Origin of the sequence: Variovorax sp. W2I14 (assembly GCF_050435205.1) — a bacterium.
GTDB lineage: Bacteria > Pseudomonadota > Gammaproteobacteria > Burkholderiales > Burkholderiaceae_C > Variovorax > Variovorax paradoxus_C.
On sequence record NZ_JBNDJX010000001.1, the window covers coordinates 3,649,654 to 3,666,686 of the forward strand.

Annotated in this window: 15 protein-coding genes and 1 pseudogene; 14 read left to right on the forward strand and 2 right to left on the reverse strand. The window is 66.6% G+C overall.

The window, feature by feature from the left end; translation table 11 throughout:
- Window positions 1–2 precede the first annotated feature (2 nt).
- The 7 genes from QF040_RS17070 (at window position 3) to paoC (ending at window position 7,663) form a co-directional block, all read left to right on the forward strand.
- Window positions 3–728, forward strand: coding sequence for an amino acid ABC transporter permease (locus QF040_RS17070; RefSeq protein ID WP_429612055.1), 726 nt, complete (start codon window positions 3–5; stop codon window positions 726–728).
- On the forward strand, window positions 725–1,468 hold the full coding sequence (locus QF040_RS17075) for an amino acid ABC transporter ATP-binding protein (RefSeq protein ID WP_306880850.1): 744 nt from the start codon (window positions 725–727) through the stop codon (window positions 1,466–1,468). The genes QF040_RS17070 and QF040_RS17075 overlap by 4 nt, the downstream gene beginning before the upstream one ends.
- Before the next feature lie 16 nt (window positions 1,469–1,484).
- Window positions 1,485–2,498, forward strand: a complete 1,014-nt coding sequence (locus tag QF040_RS17080) for an isopenicillin N synthase family dioxygenase (protein WP_429612056.1) — start codon at window positions 1,485–1,487, stop codon at window positions 2,496–2,498.
- Between the two features lie 133 nt (window positions 2,499–2,631).
- On the forward strand, window positions 2,632–3,642 hold the full coding sequence (locus QF040_RS17085; protein WP_429612057.1) for an AraC family transcriptional regulator N-terminal domain-containing protein: 1,011 nt from the start codon (window positions 2,632–2,634) through the stop codon (window positions 3,640–3,642).
- 201 nt (window positions 3,643–3,843) lie between these two features.
- Complete coding sequence (gene paoA, locus QF040_RS17090; protein WP_429612058.1) at window positions 3,844–4,503, forward strand: aldehyde dehydrogenase iron-sulfur subunit PaoA; 660 nt, start codon at window positions 3,844–3,846, stop codon at window positions 4,501–4,503.
- Complete coding sequence (locus QF040_RS17095) at window positions 4,500–5,450, forward strand: FAD binding domain-containing protein (RefSeq protein ID WP_429612059.1); 951 nt, start codon at window positions 4,500–4,502, stop codon at window positions 5,448–5,450. Before paoA ends, QF040_RS17095 begins: the two co-directional genes overlap by 4 nt.
- Window positions 5,451–5,452: 2 nt before the next feature.
- On the forward strand, window positions 5,453–7,663 hold the full coding sequence (paoC, locus tag QF040_RS17100) for an aldehyde oxidoreductase molybdenum-binding subunit PaoC (RefSeq protein WP_429612060.1): 2,211 nt from the start codon (window positions 5,453–5,455) through the stop codon (window positions 7,661–7,663).
- Window positions 7,664–7,685: 22 nt separating this feature from the next.
- Here paoC and QF040_RS17105 read toward each other — a convergent pair whose 3' ends face one another.
- On the reverse strand, window positions 7,686–8,366 hold the full coding sequence (locus tag QF040_RS17105) for an HAD family hydrolase (RefSeq protein WP_429612061.1): 681 nt from the start codon (window positions 8,364–8,366) through the stop codon (window positions 7,686–7,688).
- Window positions 8,367–8,576: 210 nt separating this feature from the next.
- Window positions 8,577–9,930 (reverse strand): annotated as a pseudogene (locus tag QF040_RS17110) (MFS transporter).
- Window positions 9,931–10,113: 183 nt separating this feature from the next.
- Here QF040_RS17110 and cyoA point away from each other — a divergent pair.
- The 7 genes from cyoA to QF040_RS17145 are packed head-to-tail and all read left to right on the forward strand — an operon-like array spanning window position 10,114 to window position 17,011.
- Window positions 10,114–11,139, forward strand: a complete 1,026-nt coding sequence (gene cyoA, locus QF040_RS17115) for a ubiquinol oxidase subunit II (RefSeq protein ID WP_013543083.1) — start codon at window positions 10,114–10,116, stop codon at window positions 11,137–11,139.
- Window positions 11,136–13,166 (forward strand): cytochrome o ubiquinol oxidase subunit I, encoded by a 2,031-nt coding sequence (gene cyoB, locus QF040_RS17120; RefSeq protein ID WP_013543084.1) that lies wholly within the window; start codon window positions 11,136–11,138, stop codon window positions 13,164–13,166. Before cyoA ends, cyoB begins: the two co-directional genes overlap by 4 nt.
- Window positions 13,159–13,824 carry a cytochrome o ubiquinol oxidase subunit III gene (gene cyoC, locus QF040_RS17125; RefSeq protein WP_429612062.1) on the forward strand — a complete coding sequence of 222 codons (666 nt, stop codon included), beginning with the start codon at window positions 13,159–13,161 and terminating at the stop codon, window positions 13,822–13,824. The genes cyoB and cyoC overlap by 8 nt, the downstream gene beginning before the upstream one ends.
- Entirely contained in the window at window positions 13,821–14,231 is a 411-nt protein-coding gene (cyoD, locus tag QF040_RS17130; protein ID WP_307502789.1) for a cytochrome o ubiquinol oxidase subunit IV, read from the forward strand. The genes cyoC and cyoD overlap by 4 nt, the downstream gene beginning before the upstream one ends.
- Window positions 14,228–15,085 carry an SURF1 family protein gene (locus tag QF040_RS17135; RefSeq protein ID WP_429612063.1) on the forward strand — a complete coding sequence of 286 codons (858 nt, stop codon included), beginning with the start codon at window positions 14,228–14,230 and terminating at the stop codon, window positions 15,083–15,085. The genes cyoD and QF040_RS17135 overlap by 4 nt, the downstream gene beginning before the upstream one ends.
- The gene (locus QF040_RS17140; protein ID WP_429612064.1) at window positions 15,069–16,451 is read left to right on the forward strand and encodes an ATP-binding protein; all 1,383 of its coding nucleotides are present in this window, start codon (window positions 15,069–15,071) and stop codon (window positions 16,449–16,451) included. Before QF040_RS17135 ends, QF040_RS17140 begins: the two co-directional genes overlap by 17 nt.
- The gene (locus QF040_RS17145; protein ID WP_306880863.1) at window positions 16,448–17,011 is read left to right on the forward strand and encodes a response regulator transcription factor; all 564 of its coding nucleotides are present in this window, start codon (window positions 16,448–16,450) and stop codon (window positions 17,009–17,011) included. The genes QF040_RS17140 and QF040_RS17145 overlap by 4 nt, the downstream gene beginning before the upstream one ends.
- Window positions 17,012–17,033 lie beyond the last annotated feature (22 nt).

A 17,033-nucleotide genomic window follows, 5' to 3' on the forward strand; every position in this document is an offset into this window, starting at 1 on the left:
CGATGCTGGAAATCATCAACGACTACTGGGTCTACTTCCTCATCGGGCAGTACCCGAACGGTCCGCTCGGCGGGCTGGTGCTCACGCTGCTGCTGGCCTCGTGCGGCCTCGTGCTCGCGCTGCCGCTGGGCATCGTGCTCGGCCTCGCGCGCGTGAGCCCGTGGCGGTGGCTGCGCTGGCCGGTGACGGGCTTCGTGTTCGTGGTGCGGGGCCTGCCACTGCTCATGGTGATCTTCTGGGCCTACTTCTTCCTGCCCAGTGTGACGGGCGTGAAGACCGACCAGTTCACCACCATGCTGATCGCACTCGTGATCTTCGATGCCGCCTACCTCGCCGAGATCGTGCGCGCCGGCATCCAGGGCCTGCCGCGCGGGCAAATGGAAACCGCGCGTGCGCTCGGCCTGAGCTACTTCCGCGCGATGCGCCTCGTGGTGCTGCCGCAGGCGCTGCGCAGCATGCTGCCTTCGCTGGTGAACCAGTTCGTCTCGACCATCAAGGAAACCTCGCTCGGCTACATCATCGGCCTCGCGGAGGTGTCGTTCATCGCGACGCAGATCAACACGCAGGTGTTCACCAAACCCGCGCAGATCTACCTGATCCTGGGCGGCACGTATTTCATTCTTTGCTTCGGCCTGTCGCGCTTCGCCTACTGGCTCGAGCGGCGGCTCGCGCGCCGCGGCATGTCCAGCATTACCTCTTCGGCCTCGGCCCCCAAGGTGTCCGCATGATCGAACTGCAGAACGTCAACAAGTGGTACGGCAGCTACCAGGCCCTGGTCGACATCAACGAGACCATCCACAAGGGCGAGGTCGTCGTGGTGTGCGGGCCTTCGGGCTCGGGCAAGTCGACGCTGATCCGCACCTTCAACCGGCTGGAGCCGATCCAGTCGGGCCGCATCCTCTTCGAGGGCCAGGACATCCACGCGCCGGGCACCGACGTGAACGCGTTCCGCTCGCGCATCGGCTTCGTGTTCCAGCAGTTCAACCTGTTCCCGCACCTCACGGTGCTGCAGAACTGCACGATGGCGCCGATGCAGTTGCGCGGCCTCACGCGCAAGGAAGCCGACGAGCGCGCGATGGCGCTGCTGCAACGCGTGGGCCTCGCGAACAAGGCCGACGCATGGCCGAGCGAACTCTCGGGCGGCCAGCAGCAGCGCGTGGCGATCGCGCGCGCCCTTGCGATGCAGCCGCCGCTGATGCTGTTCGACGAACCCACCAGCGCGCTCGATCCCGAGATGGTCGGCGAGGTGCTGCTCGTAATGCGCGACCTCACGCGCGACGGCATGACGATGGTCTGCGTGACGCACGAGATGGGCTTCGCGCGCGAAGTGGCCGACCGCGTGATCTTCATGGACGAAGGCAAGGTGCTCGAACGCGCGACGCCCGACGATTTCTTCAACCGGCCGCAGCATCCGCGTGCGCAGCAGTTTCTTTCGGACATCCGCTCGCCGTTCGCGCGCGACGCGTGACATGCTCTCTTCGACCATGACCACCACCGCCCCTTTTCTTTCGCTGCCCGTGATCGACGTCGCGCCGCTCGTGGCCGGCACGCCCGAGCGCAGCGACGTGGCCGCGCAGATCGGCGCCGCCTGCCGCGCGCACGGCTTCTTCTATGTCACGGGCCATGGCATCGATGCGGCGCTGGTGCAGCGGCTCGAAGACCTGAGCCACCAGTTCTTCGACCTGCCCGAAGAAACCAAGATGCAATGGCGCATGGCCCTCGGCGGTCGTGCGTGGCGCGGCTTCTTCCCGCTCGGCGGCGAACTGACTTCGGGCCGGCCCGACTGGAAGGAAGGCCTGTACCTCGGCACCGAGCTGCCCGCGACGCATCCGCTGGTGCTGGCGAAGACGCCGGTGCACGGGCCGAACCTCTTCCCCGAGGTGCCGGGGTTCCGCGAAACCATCCTCGACTACATGGCCGCGGTGACGCAGCTCGGTCATCGGCTGATGGAAGGCATCGCGCTGAGCCTCGGCCTTTCGGCCACGTACTTCGCCGAGCGCTACACGGCCGATCCGCTGATCCTGTTCCGCCTCTTCAACTACCCCTCGCAGCCCGTGCCCGAAGGGCTCGACGTGCAATGGGGCGTCGGCGAGCACACCGACTACGGCCTCCTCACCATCCTTCACCAGGACACCGTGGGCGGCCTCGCAGTGCACACGCCCAGCGGCTGGATCGACGCGCCGCCGGTTGCCGGCTCCTTCGTCTGCAACATCGGAGACATGCTCGACCGCATGACTGGCGGGCTCTACAAGTCGACGCCGCACCGCGTGAAGCGCAACACCTCGGGGCGCGACCGGCTGTCGTTTCCGCTGTTCTTCGATCCGAACTTCGAGGCGCGCGTGCAGCGCATCGAGGGCCTCGCGGGCGCCGAGGCGCTCGATGACAGCGCCGAGCGCTGGGACCGCGCCAACGTGCACGCCTTCAGCGGGCGCTATGGCGACTACCTGCTCGCGAAGGTGTCGAAGGTGTTTCCGCAGTTGCGCGACGAAGTGCTCTGAGCCGGGCTCGCGGAGCGAAGCTGCGTGCTTGCGCAGATCGCTGGATTTCTTGCCTGTTCCTCTGAGCACGAGCCCCTTTCGCGATTCGCGCCGGGCCTGGCGAGTAGAGTGCTTCGCGCGAGGCACCTCCGACATGACACCCAGACCCCACGACACGGTCGCTCCAGGCAGATCGCCGCACGAAGCGATGGCGCACGTCATCGGCGCGCGCACGCCGGGCATGGGTGACTACGAGACGCCGATCCCCGGCCTGAGCTTCTTCAGGCGCGACGCCCCGGCCCCGCCCGTTGTTTGCATGGTCGAGCCCAGCATCGTTCTCGTTGCCCAAGGCGCCAAGCAGTTGTGGGTGGGCGGCGCGGCCTACCCCTACGACACCTCGCGGTTCCTCGTCACCTCGCTGGACATGCCCGCCAATTCGGAAGTGAAGGCGGCCAGCGCGGCGCAGCCGTGCCTGGGCCTGGTGCTGAAGCTCGACGTGCGCACGCTGGCCGAACTGGCTGCCCAGGGCGGCCTGCCGCCGCATCGCGACCGCCGCGGCAGTTCGGGCGTGGGTGTGGGCATCGGCACGGCCACGGCCGCCCTGCTCGCGCCCATCGGGCGCCTGCTGGAGTTGCTGGAAGAACCCGGTGCCATTCCTGTGCTCGCACCGCTGATCCACCGGGAAATTCACTACCGCCTGTTGATGAGCGACCAGGCCGACAAGCTGCGGCAGATCGCCTCGGTGGACGGCCAGGGCCACCGGATCGCCAGGGCCATCGACTGGCTCAAGCTGAACTACACCTCGCCGCTTCGCGTCGATGAACTCGCGGCGCGCGTGCAGATGAGCGCGCCCACGTTTCATCATCACTTTCGCCAGCTCACCGCGATGAGTCCGCTGCAGTACCAGAAATGGCTGCGGTTGAACGAAGCGAAACGGCTGATGCTGAACGAGCACTGCGACGCCGCCAGCGCGGCCTTCAAGGTCGGCTACGAAAGTCCGTCCCAGTTCAGCCGCGAATACAGCCGGCTGTTCGGTGCACCACCGCGAAGAGACATCGAGGTGCTGCGCGGCGGTGCCCGCAACATCGAAGCCCCTGTGGCCGGCGCACCGAACACGACGACTGCAGACCTCGAACTGCAAGCGGCTGCGAGTTCATCGGATTAGGCAAGAAACGGAGCGAAATGCGCTATCGGTCGGCGTGCAGCTCCAGAAGAATGGCCAGTCAAACCTCGCTTACGGCGGGGCTCCACGATGTCGGGAAATCGACCGGAAATAACAGCCGGTCTCCTATTGCCATCGCAGCAGGCTCGCGATATCAGCAGTGATTGCCGACGCACACCCGAACCCCGAACAACAGGAGCCGACATGGACAGTCCCACGATCCCATTGACTTTGATCTCGCGGCGCAACGCCCTCATCGTCAGCGCCGCGACCGCCACCGCCGCGGCGGTGTCGTCGCCCGCGCCCGCCACTGCGGCGCCGGCCCCGGCAACGACAGGCACCGGGCCGATACCCCAGGCGAAGCTGTCGCTGAACGTCAACGGAACAGCGCACGCGCTCGAACTCGACACCCGCACCACCTTGCTCGATGCACTGCGCGAGCACCTGCACCTGAGCGGTACGAAGAAAGGCTGCGACCATGGCCAATGCGGCGCCTGCACGGTGATCGTGGACGGAAGGCGCATCAATTCCTGCCTGACGCTCGCCGTCATGCACGACGGCGCGCAGGTCACCACCATCGAGGGCCTGGGCACGCCGCAGAACATGCACCCGCTGCAAGCCGCCTTCGTCAAGCACGACGGCTACCAATGCGGCTACTGCACGCCGGGCCAGATCTGCTCGGCGGTGGCGGTGATCGACGAGGTCAAGCGCGGAATTCCTAGCCATGTGAGCGCCGATCTCACGGCAAGACCCATCCTCTCGGCGGAGGAACTTCGCGAGCGCATGAGCGGCAACATCTGCCGCTGCGGCGCCTACTCCAACATCGTCGAAGCCATCACCGAAGTGGCCGGGAGCAGGGCATGAAACCTTTTACCTACGAGCGCGCGCAGTCTGCGACCGAAGCCGCGGCGGCCGTCGCCGCCAACCCGGGCGCCAAGTTCATCGCAGGCGGCACCAACCTGCTCGACCTGATGAAGCTGCAGATCGAAGCCCCGGTGCACCTGGTCGACGTGAACCGCCTGGCGCTGGACAGGATCGAGCCCACGCCCGAAGGCGGCCTTCGCATCGGCGCCATGGTGCGCAACACCGACCTGGCGGCCGACGAGCGCGTGCGGCGCGACTACGGCGTGCTGTCCCGCGCGCTCCTGGCCGGTGCATCGGGCCAGTTGCGCAACAAGGCGACGACCGCGGGCAACCTGCTGCAGCGCACGCGCTGCCCCTACTTCTACGACACCGACCAGCCCTGCAACAAGCGCCGGCCCGGCAGCGGCTGCAGCGCCATCGGCGGCGTGACGCGCCAGCTTGCGATCGTCGGCGCCAGCAAGGCCTGCATCGCGACGAATCCGAGCGACATGGCCGTGGCGATGCGCGTGCTGGACGCATCCGTGGAAACCATCCGCCCCGACGGACGTGCCCGCGTGATTCCGATCGCCGATTTCCATCGGTTGCCCGGCGACACGCCGCACATCGAGACGACGCTGGCGCGGGATGAACTCATCACCGGCGTCACGCTCCCCAAGCCCATCGGCGGCACGCACATCTACCGGAAGGTGCGCGACCGCGCCTCCTATGCCTTCGCGCTGGTTTCCGTCGCGGCGATCGTGCAGCGCGACGGATCGGGCCGGGTGGCGCTCGGCGGCGTCGCGCACAAGCCGTGGCGGCTCGAGGCCGCGGAGGCCACGATGCCGCAGGGTGCCAAGGCCGTGACGGCACGGCTGCTGGCCGATGCGCAGCCGACCCACGAGAACGCATTCAAGTTGCCGTTGGCCGAGCGCGCATTGGCCGCCGCCCTGGTGCAGGCGAGGAGCTGAGCATGAAATTCGACACACCCGCCACGACCAATCCCATCGACCAGTTGAAGGTCATCGGCAAACCGACCGACCGCATCGACGGTCCGGTCAAGACGACCGGCACCGCCCGCTACGCCTACGAACGCAACGCCGAAGTGCCGCGCGCGGCCCATGGATACGTCGTGGGCGCAGGCATCGCCAAGGGCCGCATCGCGTCGATGGACCTGGGCGCCGCGCAGGCCGCACCCGGCGTGCTGGCCGTCGTGACCGCGCGCAATGCCGGCAAGCTGGCCAAGGGCGACTTCAATACCGCCAAGCTGCTGGGCGGCCCCGAGATCGACCACTACCACCAGGCGGTGGCCGTCGTCGTGGCGAACACCTTCGAGCAGGCGCGCGCCGCGGCGCAGCTGGTGCGCATCACGTACGAACGTGGCTCCGGACGCTTCGATCTCGCCGCCGAAAAGGATGCGGCGCAGATGCCCAAGCCCAATCCGTTTTCGGGCGAGCCGCAAACCAAGACCGGCGATTTCCCGGGCGCGTTCGCCGCGGCGCCGGTCCAGCTCGACGCCACCTACACCACGCCCGACGAGTCGCACGCCATGATGGAGCCGCATGCCTCCATCGCGCAATGGCAGGGCGACAGGCTGACGATCTGGACTTCCAACCAGATGATCGCCTGGGGCGTCGGCGACGTCGCCAAGACGCTCGGCATCCCGAAGGACAAGGTGCGCCTGGTCTCGCCCTTTGTCGGCGGCGGCTTCGGCGGCAAGCTGTTCGTGCGGGCGGACGCGGTGCTCGCCGCGCTCGGTGCCCGCGCCGCCAAGCGGCCGGTGAAGGTGGCGCTGCAGCGGCCGCTGATGATGAACAACACCACGCACCGGCCGGCGACCATCCAGCGCATCCGCATCGGTGCCACGCCGGACGGAAAGATCACCGCCATCGCGCACGAAGGCTGGTCGGGCGACCTGCCCGGCGGCCAGGCCGAGACGGCGGTCAACCAGACGCGGCTGCTGTACGCCGGCGCCAACCGCCTGACGACCACCCGGCTCGCCGTGCTCGACCTGCCCGAAGGCAATGCGATGCGCGCACCGGGCGAGGCCCCGGGACTGATGGCGCTGGAGATCGCCATGGACGAGATGGCGGAGAAGCTCAAGCTCGATCCGGTCGAGTTCCGCGTGCTCAACGACACGCAGGTCGATCCCGAGAAGCCCGAGCGCCCGTTCTCGCAGCGCAGGCTCAACGAGTGCCTCCGCATGGGCGCCGAGCGCTTCGGCTGGGGCAAGCGCAGCGCAACGCCGGCACAGCAGCGCGACGGGCGCTGGCTCGTGGGCCTGGGCGTCGCCGCCGCGTTCCGCAACAACCTGCTGACGAAATCGGCCGCGCGCGTGCGGCTGGACAACCGCGGCATGGTCACGGTGGAAACCGACATGACCGACATCGGCACCGGGTCGTACACCATCATTGCGCAGACCGCCGCCGAAACGATGGGCGTGTCGCTCGACAAGGTGTCGGTGCGCCTGGGCGATTCGGCCTACCCGGTCTCGGCCGGCTCGGGCGGGCAATGGGGCGCGAACAACTCGACCTCGGGTGTCTTCGCGGCCTGCATGAAGCTGCGCGAGGCCGTGGCGGCGAAGCTGGGCATGGCCGCGGCGGAAGCCCAGTTCTCGGACGGCATGGTGCGGGCCGGCGGGCGTTCGGTGCCGCTTGCCGAAGCGGCGGGTGCGGAGGGCCTCGCGGCCGAAGACGGCATCGAGTACGGCGATCTAGACAAGAAGTACCAGCAGTCCACCTTCGGCGCGCATTTCGTCGAGGTCGGCGTCGATGCCGCCACCGGCGAGATCCGCGTGCGGCGCATGCTGGCGGTGTGCGCCGCCGGGCGCATCCTGAATCCCAAGTCCGCGCGCAGCCAGGTGATCGGTGCAATGACGATGGGCGTCGGCGGCGCGCTGATGGAAGAGCTGGCGCTGGACAAGCGGCATGGCTTCTTCGTCAACCACGACCTGGCCGGCTACGAGGTGCCGGTGCATGCCGACATCCCTCATCAGGACGTGATCTTCCTGGACGAGACCGACCCGATCTCCTCGCCGATGAAGGCAAAGGGCGTCGGCGAACTGGGCATGTGCGGCGTCGCGGCCGCGGTGGCCAATGCGATCTACAACGCGACGGGCGTGCGGGTGCGCGAGTACCCGATCACGCTCGACAAGCTGCTCGCAGGACTGCCGCCGGTGGCGTGAACCAGGGCGAAGCGGTCTCGGATCAGGGCCGCACCAGTTCGCCGGGAAACCAGCGCGGCAGGTGCGCCGTGGCGTCGTTCAGCGACGCCAGCACATGGAAGGCCTGTTCGACGATCGATGCCGGCGGGTGCTTGAGGTCGGGAACGATCACGACGCGGAGCCCCGCCGCCAGCGCGGCCTTGGCGCCGTTCTCGCTGTCTTCGAAGGCGATGCACTCCGCAGGGTCGACGCCCAGGCGCGAAGCTGCGAGCAGGTAGAGCGCCGGATCGGGCTTGGCGCGCACCACCTCGTCGCCGCCCGCGAAGGCCTCGAAGTGATGGAGCACGTCGAGGCTCCCGAGGCAGGCCTGGATCTGGGCGCTCGTCGAAGACGAAGCCACGGCGCAGCGCGTGCCGCGTTGGCGCAATGCGGCGAGGAACTCGGCCGCGCCGGGCTTGATGGGAAAGAGCGGCGTGCCGTCGGAGCGCTCGAGTTGCAGCAGCTTGCGGACATGCGCGATGGCATGGCGGTAGGCCTCAGGTCCGCCGAGCAGCGAACCGAGGATCACCTCGGACTCCACCGTGGCAAGGCCCACGACCTGCAGGTACTGCGTGTGAGAAAGCTCGATGTCGAGCGTGCGGGCCGCTTCGATCCAGGCGGCCATGATGGGCCGCTCCGAGTCGATGAGGAGCCCGTCCATGTCGAAGATGGCGGCGGAGAACATGGGCGAATCCTAAGCCAGCGTGCGCCGCCGCATCGGAAAAGAAAAAGGGGCCGGAAGGCCCCTCTTCAAAAACTGCTTTTGATGTGCTCAGAAGGTGTGAAGAAACCGTAGCGAGCGGTTCGAGCTTGCACCGAGGACCGGAGCCGTACTCTGTACGGTGAGGACCGCAGGTGCGAGATCGGACCGCGCAGCAGGTTTATTCACACCTTCTCAGTCGCGCACGAGTGCCCGGTTCAATCCCAGCGCCGCCAGCGTGCCCGCCGCGCCGGAGAGCAGGTAGACGCTGACATACGCCAGACCGAAGTTCGCCGACAGCCCCAGCGCCACCAGCGGTGCGAACGCAGCGCCGATCAGCCAGGCCAGGTCGGCCGTGAGGGCCGCGCCGGTGTAGCGGTACTTGGGTTCGAAATTCGAGGTCACGGCGCCCGCGGCCTGGCCATACGAAAGGCCCAGCAGCACGAAGCCCAGCAGGATGAAGACGTCCTGCCCGATGCGGCCCGCCGTCGAGCAGCGTGGGGGCAAAGCCACTGAACACCGCGATCAGCGCGGCGAGGCCGCCCAAGGTGAAACGGCGTCCCACACGGTCGGCGATCAGGCCCGAGGCCACGATGCCGCCGGCGCAGAACACCGCGCCGATCATCTGCACCACCAGGAATTCGGTGATCGACTGGTCCGAGTACAGCGTGATCCATGACAGCGGGAACACGGTGATGAGGTGGAACAGCGCATAGCTGGCCAGCGCGGCGAACGCGCCGATCAGCAGGTTGGCGCCCTGCGAGCGGGTCAGCTCGACCACGCTGGTCGGCTGCAGTTCGCGCTCTTCGAGGAGGCGCGAATATTCTTCGGTCGCCACGAGACGCAGGCGCGCGAAGAGCGCCACCACGTTGATCGCGAAGGCCACGTAGAAGGTGTAGCGCCAGCCCCAGTCGAGGAATTCCTTGATCGAGAGGCTTGCGTAGAGGTACGCGAACAGCGCGCTGGCAATGAAGAAGCCGATGGGCGCGCCCAGCTGGCCCAGCATGGCGTACCAGCCGCGGCGGTTCGGCGGCGCATTGAGCGCCAGCAGCGAAGGCAGGCCGTCCCACGAGCCGCCGAGCGCGAGGCCCTGGCAGAAGCGGAACACCGACAGCAGCACGATCGCGGTGAACCCGAGGCTCTCGTAGCCCGGCAGGAACGCGATGCCGGCCGTGGACGTGCCCAGGAGGAACAGCGCGATGGTCAGCTTGGTTTCGCGCCCGAATCGTCGCTGGATCGCCATCGAGATGACAGTTCCGAACGGCCGGGCGATGAACGCGAACGAGAAGACCACGAACGCGTAGAGGATTCCCTCCAGGCGCTGCTCGAACGGGAAGAATACGTACGGAAAGACCAGCACCGAGGCGATGCCGTAGACGAAGAAGTCGAAATACTCGGAAGCGCGGCCGATGACCACGCCGACGGCGATTTCGCCCGGAGCGATGTGCGAGTGATCGGCATTGCCACTCTGGCTCGGGCCGGCGCCGTTTCCGGACGTGTTCGGCACAGGCTGTGCGCCTTGCGGACTGATGCTGGACGTCGTCGTCATTGCGTTTTGTAATTCGGGTGTCACCGACAGTGACAAAGGTAGGCCATTAACAGGAATGCCCCGAGCGTCTCACCGAAAGCAGTTTCCCGCCATAGGACAAAACGTCCAATAGGCGCCAAGTCCCTTTGGTCGTAGATTGTGGAGTCTTAGCGCAGCCCACGCACTTCTTTCTTTCTCTTCGGCATGCCCACCCTCCACTCCCTTCGCCGATGGCTCGTCTTGCTCCCCCTCGCCTTGCTGGCGGGCTGCAACACGGTGCTCATGAACCCCTCCGGCGACATCGCCAACCAGCAGGGCCGACTCATCGTCGTGTCCACGGTGCTGATGCTGATCATCATCATCCCGGTGATCGCGCTGACCATCTTCTTCGCCTGGCGCTATCGCCAGTCGAACAAAGAGGCCACCTACAGCCCCGACTGGGACCACTCCACCCAGCTCGAACTGGCGATCTGGGCGGCACCGCTGCTGATCATCATCGCGCTGGGCGCGATCACCTGGATCAGCACCCACACGCTCGACCCGTACCGCCCGCTCACGCGCCTGGACGCCAAGCGCCAGATCTCGCCCGAGACCAAGCCGCTGGTGGTCGAAGTGGTGGCGCTCGACTGGAAGTGGCTCTTCATCTACCCCGAGCAGGGCATCGCCACGGTGAATGAACTGGCCGCGCCGGTGGACGTGCCGATCAGCTTCAAGATCACCGCCTCCTCGGTGATGAACTCCTTCTTCATCCCCGCGCTGGCCGGCCAGATCTACGCCATGCCGGGCATGGAAACCAAGCTGCACGCGGTGATCAACAAGCCGGGCGAATTCGAAGGCTTCTCGGCCAACTACAGCGGCGCGGGCTTCTCGGGCATGCGCTTCAAGTTCCACGGCCTGAACAAGGACGACTTCGACCAGTGGGTTGCCAAGGTCAAGGCCGGCAAGGAAGGCGAGCTCACCCGCGAGGGCTACACGAAGCTCGAAGTGCCCAGCGAGCGCGAGCCCGTGCGCCACTACGCCAGCGTCGATGCCGACCTGTACAACGCCATCCTCAACCGCTGCGTCGACCGCAACAAGATGTGCATGAGCCAGATGATGGCCATCGACGCCGACGGCGGCCTGGGCAAGCCCGGCGCATTCAACGTCGCCACCATGCAGAGCTGGCAACCCGACACCCTCAACTCGCCCAAGCGTAAGTACGTGACGGCGATGTGCACCACCGAAGAATGACGATGCTTGCGAACCTTGACCTGACGAAGCTCGTCTTCGGCCGCCTCACGTGGGAGGCGATTCCCTACCACGAGCCCATCCTGCTTGCGACCTTCGCGGCCGTGGTGCTGGGCGGCCTGGCCCTCCTGGGCGCCCTCACCTACTTCAAGGTGTGGGGTGTGCTGTGGCGCGACTGGATCACCAGCATCGACCACAAGAAGATCGGCATCATGTACATCATCCTCGGGCTGGTGATGCTGCTGCGCGGCTTTGCCGACGCGATCATGATGCGGGCCCAGCAGGCCTTCGCCTTCGGAGACAACGCGGGCTTCCTGCCGCCGCACCACTACGACCAGATCTTCACCGCCCACGGCGTGATCATGATCTTCTTCGTGGCGATGCCGCTGGTCACGGGCCTCATGAACTTCGTGGTGCCGCTGCAGATCGGCGCGCGCGACGTGGCCTTCCCGTTCCTGAACAACTTCAGCTTCTGGATGACCACCTTCGGCGCCGGCCTCGTGATGGCGTCGCTGTTCGTCGGCGAGTTCGCCAAGACGGGCTGGCTCGCCTACCCGCCGCTGTCGGGCATTCTCTTCAGCCCCGACGTGGGGGTCGACTACTACATATGGTCACTGCAGATAGCGGGGGTAGGTACCTTGCTCTCTGGCGTGAACCTGCTGGCGACCATCGTGAAGATGCGCGCGCCCGGCATGACCATGATGAAGATGCCCGTCTTCACCTGGACGGCTCTGTGCACCAACGTGCTGATCGTCGCTGCCTTCCCGGTGCTGACCGCCGTTCTGGCCCTGCTGTCGCTCGACCGCTACGTCGGCACCAACTTCTTCACGAACGACCTGGGCGGCAACGCCATGATGTACGTGAACCTGATCTGGATCTGGGGCCACCCCGAGGTGTACATCCTGATCCTGCCTGCCTTCGGCATCTTCTCGGAAGTGGTCTCCACCTTCTCGGGCAAGCGCCTCTTCGGCTACGCCTCGATGGTGTACGCCACGGTTGTGATCACGATCCTGTCGTATCTCGTGTGGCTGCACCACTTCTTCACCATGGGCTCGGGCGCCAGCGTGAATTCGTTCTTCGGCATCACGACGATGATCATCTCGATCCCGACGGGCGCGAAGATCTTCAACTGGCTCTTCACCATGTACCGCGGCCGCATCCGCTACGAGCTGCCGATGATGTGGACCATCGGCTTCATGATCACCTTCGTGATCGGCGGCATGACCGGCGTGCTGCTGGCCGTTCCCCCGGCCGACTTCGTGCTGCACAACAGCCTGTTCCTCATTGCCCACTTCCACAACGTGATCATCGGCGGCGTGCTGTTCGGCATGCTGGCGGGCATCACCTACTGGTTCCCCAAGGCCTTCGGCTACAAGCTCGATCCGTTCTGGGGCAAGTGCTCGTTCTGGTTCTGGATCATCGGCTTCTGGTTCGCCTTCATGCCGCTGTACATCCTGGGCCTGATGGGCGTCACCCGCCGCATGAGCCACTTCCAGGACATGTCGCTGCAGATCTGGTTCCAGATCGCCGCCTTCGGCGCCGTGCTGATCGCGCTGGGCATCGCCTCCTTCATCATCCAGCTGGTGGTGAGCTACATCCGCCGCGATTCGCTGCGCGATACCACGGGCGATCCGTGGAACGGCCGCACGCTCGAATGGTCGACCTCCTCGCCGCCGCCGGCCTACAACTTCGCGTTCACGCCGCGCATCCATGACAACGATGCCTGGACCGACATGAAGCGCCGCGGCTACGAGCGTCCGCTCGAGGGCTTCACCCCGATCCACATGCCCAAGAACACCAGCGCCGGCTTCATCATCGCGGCCCTGGCGGCGGTCTGCGGCTTCGCGCTGATCTGGCAGATGTGGCTCGTGGCGGGCATCGGCTTCGTCGCCATGCTGGCCGCCGTGATCATTCATACCTTCAACTACAAGCGCGACTACTACATCCCCGCGGAAGACGTCGTTCGCACCGAGGGCGAACGCACGCGCCTCTTGGGTGTCTCGGGAGTCTCGGGAGCCGCCCATGTCTGATACCACCGCCCTCCACGCCCCCGCGGGCACCCACGCCCACAGCGACCACACCGGCAAGCCGCCCGTGTTCGAGCTGTTCCACGTCGGCAACGACCATCACCCGGAAAACGGCACGCTGCTGGGCTTCTGGCTCTACCTGATGAGCGACTGCCTCATCTTCGCGTGCCTGTTCGCGGTGTACGGCGTGCTGGGCCGCAGCTACGCGGCCGGCCCCTCGGGCGCCGATTTGTTCGATCTGCCGCTGGTGGCGATCAACACCTCGCTGCTGTTGCTGTCGTCGATCACCTACGGCTTCGCGATGCTCGAGATGCAGAAGAAGCGCATGGGCGGCGTGCTCGTGTGGCTGGCCATCACGGGCCTTTTGGGCGCGGGCTTCATCGGCCTCGAACTGTACGAATTCGCGCACCTGCTGCACGAAGGCGCGGGCCCGCAGCGCAGCGCGTTCCTGTCGTCGTTCTTCGCGCTGGTCGGCACCCACGGGCTGCACGTGAGCTTCGGCATCATCTGGCTCATCGTCCTGATGATCCAGCTGCCCAAGCACGGCTTCACCGCCGCGAACCGCCGCCGTCTGATGTGCCTGTCGATGTTCTGGCACTTCCTGGACGTCGTGTGGATCGGCGTCTTCACTTTCGTGTATTTGATGGGATCGATGGCATGAGCGCCCACACCGACACCGCCGCGCACGGTCACGACGCGCATGGCGCCCACGACGACCATCACGACGATGGCCCCGTGAGCCACAGCACCTTCAAGGGCTACATGACCGGTTTCGTGCTGGCCGTGATCCTGACGGCAATTCCGTTCTGGCTCGTGATGGGCAAGGTGTTCGCGAACACCAACACCACGTCGCTCATCATCCTGGGCTTCGCCGCGGTGCAGATCGTCGTGCACATGATCTATTTCCTGCACATGGACGCCAAGTCCGAGAGCGGATGGAACATGCTGGCGCTGATCTTCACGATCGTGCTCGTCGTCATCACATTGGCCGGATCGCTCTGGGTCATGTATCACATGAACACCAACATGATGCCGATGTCGGTGCACGACATGAAGAACATGCCTTGACGCCCCTGCCGCCAGACCTCCTCCCCAGCCACGACAAACCGGCAGGCCGCCCGCGCTCCGCGGCCGCCCGGGTGGCACTGGCGGTCTGTGCGGTGCTTGCCTTTGCCGGCTTTTTCGCGCTCGGCACCTGGCAGGTCGAGCGCAGGGCCTGGAAGCTCGATCTCATCGCCCGCGTCGACCAGCGCGTGCATGCCCCGGCCGCCGAGCCCCCCGCGCGCGCCGCCTGGCCGCAAGTGAACGCGGCCAACGACGAATACCGCCATGTGCGCGTCACCGGCACCTTCCTGCACGACAAGGAAACCCTGACCCAGGCCAGCACCCGGCTCGGCGCAGGCTTCTGGGTGCTGACGCCATTGCAGACGGCCGACGGCACCGTGGTGCTGGTCAATCGCGGCTTCGTGCCGCCCGAAGCCCGCGAACGCGCGAGCCGCGCGGCCACCAAGGCGAAGGGCGAAGTCACTGTCGCCGGCCTCTTGCGCATCACCGAGCCCAAGGGCGGATTCCTCCGCAAGAACGACCCCGCCGCAGACCGCTGGTTCTCGCGCGATGTGCAGGCCATCGGCGCGGCACGCGGGTTGAAAGACGTGGCGCCGTACTTCGTCGATGCGGAGGCCGATCCGTCGCTCTCTGCAGAAACGGCCGACTACCCCGTGCGTGGCTTGACGGTCATCGCCTTCCCCAACAGCCACCTCGTCTACGCCCTCACCTGGTACGGGCTGGCACTGATGGTCCTGGGCGCCGCCTGGTTCGTCTGGCGCGACGGGCGCAAGCGCGCCGGGCGGGCTCCCGGCGGCAGCAGCGAAAATGCGGCCCATGCCGACCCCAGCCCTCGCTCCGATGCGTACCGCGACTGAAGCGGTCGCGGGCGAGCTGCCCGCCCCCCGCGCAGGCGTGGTGAGCCTGGACAACGCCACCGGCCACAAGAACATGCAGCAGCTGATCCAGCTGCGCTGGTTCGCGGTGGTCGGGCAGGTCGCCACCATCCTGGTGGTGCACTACGGCTTCGGCATCCGGCTGCCGCTGGACAACATGCTGCAGGTGCTCACCTGCCTCGCGCTCTTCAACATGGTGAGCCTGCTGCGCTCGCGCACCCACCGCCGGGTGACCAACGGCGAGCTGTTCCTCGCGCTGCTGGTCGACGTGGCCACGCTCACGGCGCAGCTCTACCTGAGCGGCGGCGCGACCAACCCGTTCGTCTTTCTGTACCTGCTGCAGGTGATCCTGGGCGCAGTGCTGCTGAAGGCCTGGTCGACCTGGACAATCGTGGTCATCACCAGCCTGTGCTTCGCGGGGCTGGCCCTCTTCTCGCGCCCGCTCGCGCTGCCGCTGGACCACAACCGGGGCCTCTGGAGCCCCTACATCCAGGGCATGCTGGTGTGCTTCGCGCTCAATGCGGCGCTGCTGGTGATCTTCATCACCCGCATCAGCCGCAACCTGCGCGCCCGCGATGCGCGGCTGGCCGACCTGCGCCAGCGCGCCTCGGAAGAAGAACACATCGTGCGCATGGGCCTGCTCGCCTCGGGCGCGGCGCACGAGCTGGGCACGCCGCTTGCCACGCTGGCGGTGATCCTCGGAGACTGGCGGCGCCTGCCGCATTTCAGCTCCGACCCCGAACTCCTGACCGAGGTGGCGGAAATGGAACTGCAGATCCAGCGCTGCAAGAGCATCGTGAGCGGCATCCTGCTGTCGGCCGGGGAGGCGCGCGGCGAATCGTCGGAAGAAACCACAGTGAGCACCTTCCTGGACGACCTCGTGGAGGAATGGCGCACCACCCGCCCGGTCGAGGAGTTCGACTACGACAACCGCTTCGGGCAAGACCTGCCCATGGTTTCCGACTCAGCCCTGAAGCAGATGATCTGCAACGTGCTCGACAACGCCCTGGAGGCCTCGCCGCACTGGCTGCGCCTCGAAGCGGCGCACGATGCGGACAACCTCACGATCACCGTCACCGACGCAGGCCCGGGCTTCCTGCCGGCGATCCTCAAGGAGTTCGGCAAGCCCTACCAGTCGAGCAAGGGCCGCCCCGGCGGCGGGCTCGGGCTGTTCCTCGTCGCCAACGTGGCGCGCACCTTGGGCGGCCGCGTCGCGGCGCGCAACCGGCCCGAAGGCGGCGCCATCGTGACCGTCACGCTGCCGCTCGCGGCCGTCGTGCTGGAAGAGGAAGAAGCCGACGACGAAGCGGTCTCGCCGGCCGAGCCCATCGCCAACGCAAAGCCATGACGGAAGAAACCGCCGAAGCCCCACGCCAGTTGCTGATCGTCGAGGACGACGAGGCGTTCGCGCGCACGCTCAGCCGCTCCTTCGAGCGCCGCGGCTACACAGTGATGCACGCGAGCAATGCCGAGGAAGTCGAGGCGCTGCTGGAGACTCGCTCGCCGGAGCAATCGCCGGGCTATGCGGTGGTCGACCTGAAACTCAACGGCGAGGCCTCGGGCCTGGCCTGCGTGCAGATGCTGCACCGTCACAACCCGAAGACACTGATCGTGGTGCTCACTGGCTTTGCGAGCATCGCCACCGCAGTGGAGGCCATCAAGCTGGGCGCCTGCCACTACCTGGCCAAGCCCTCGAACACCGACGACATCGAGGCCGCCTTCGGCCGCGCGAACGGCACCACCGAGGTGGAGCTGACCAACCGTTCGACCTCGATCAAGACGCTGGAGTGGGAGCGCATCCACGAGATGCTGGCCGAGACCGGCTTCAACATCTCCGAGACCGCGCGGCGTCTTGGCATGCATCGGCGCACATTGGCACGCAAACTCGGCAAACAGCAGGTCAAGTAACATGATCTGCCGGTTTCGCGAA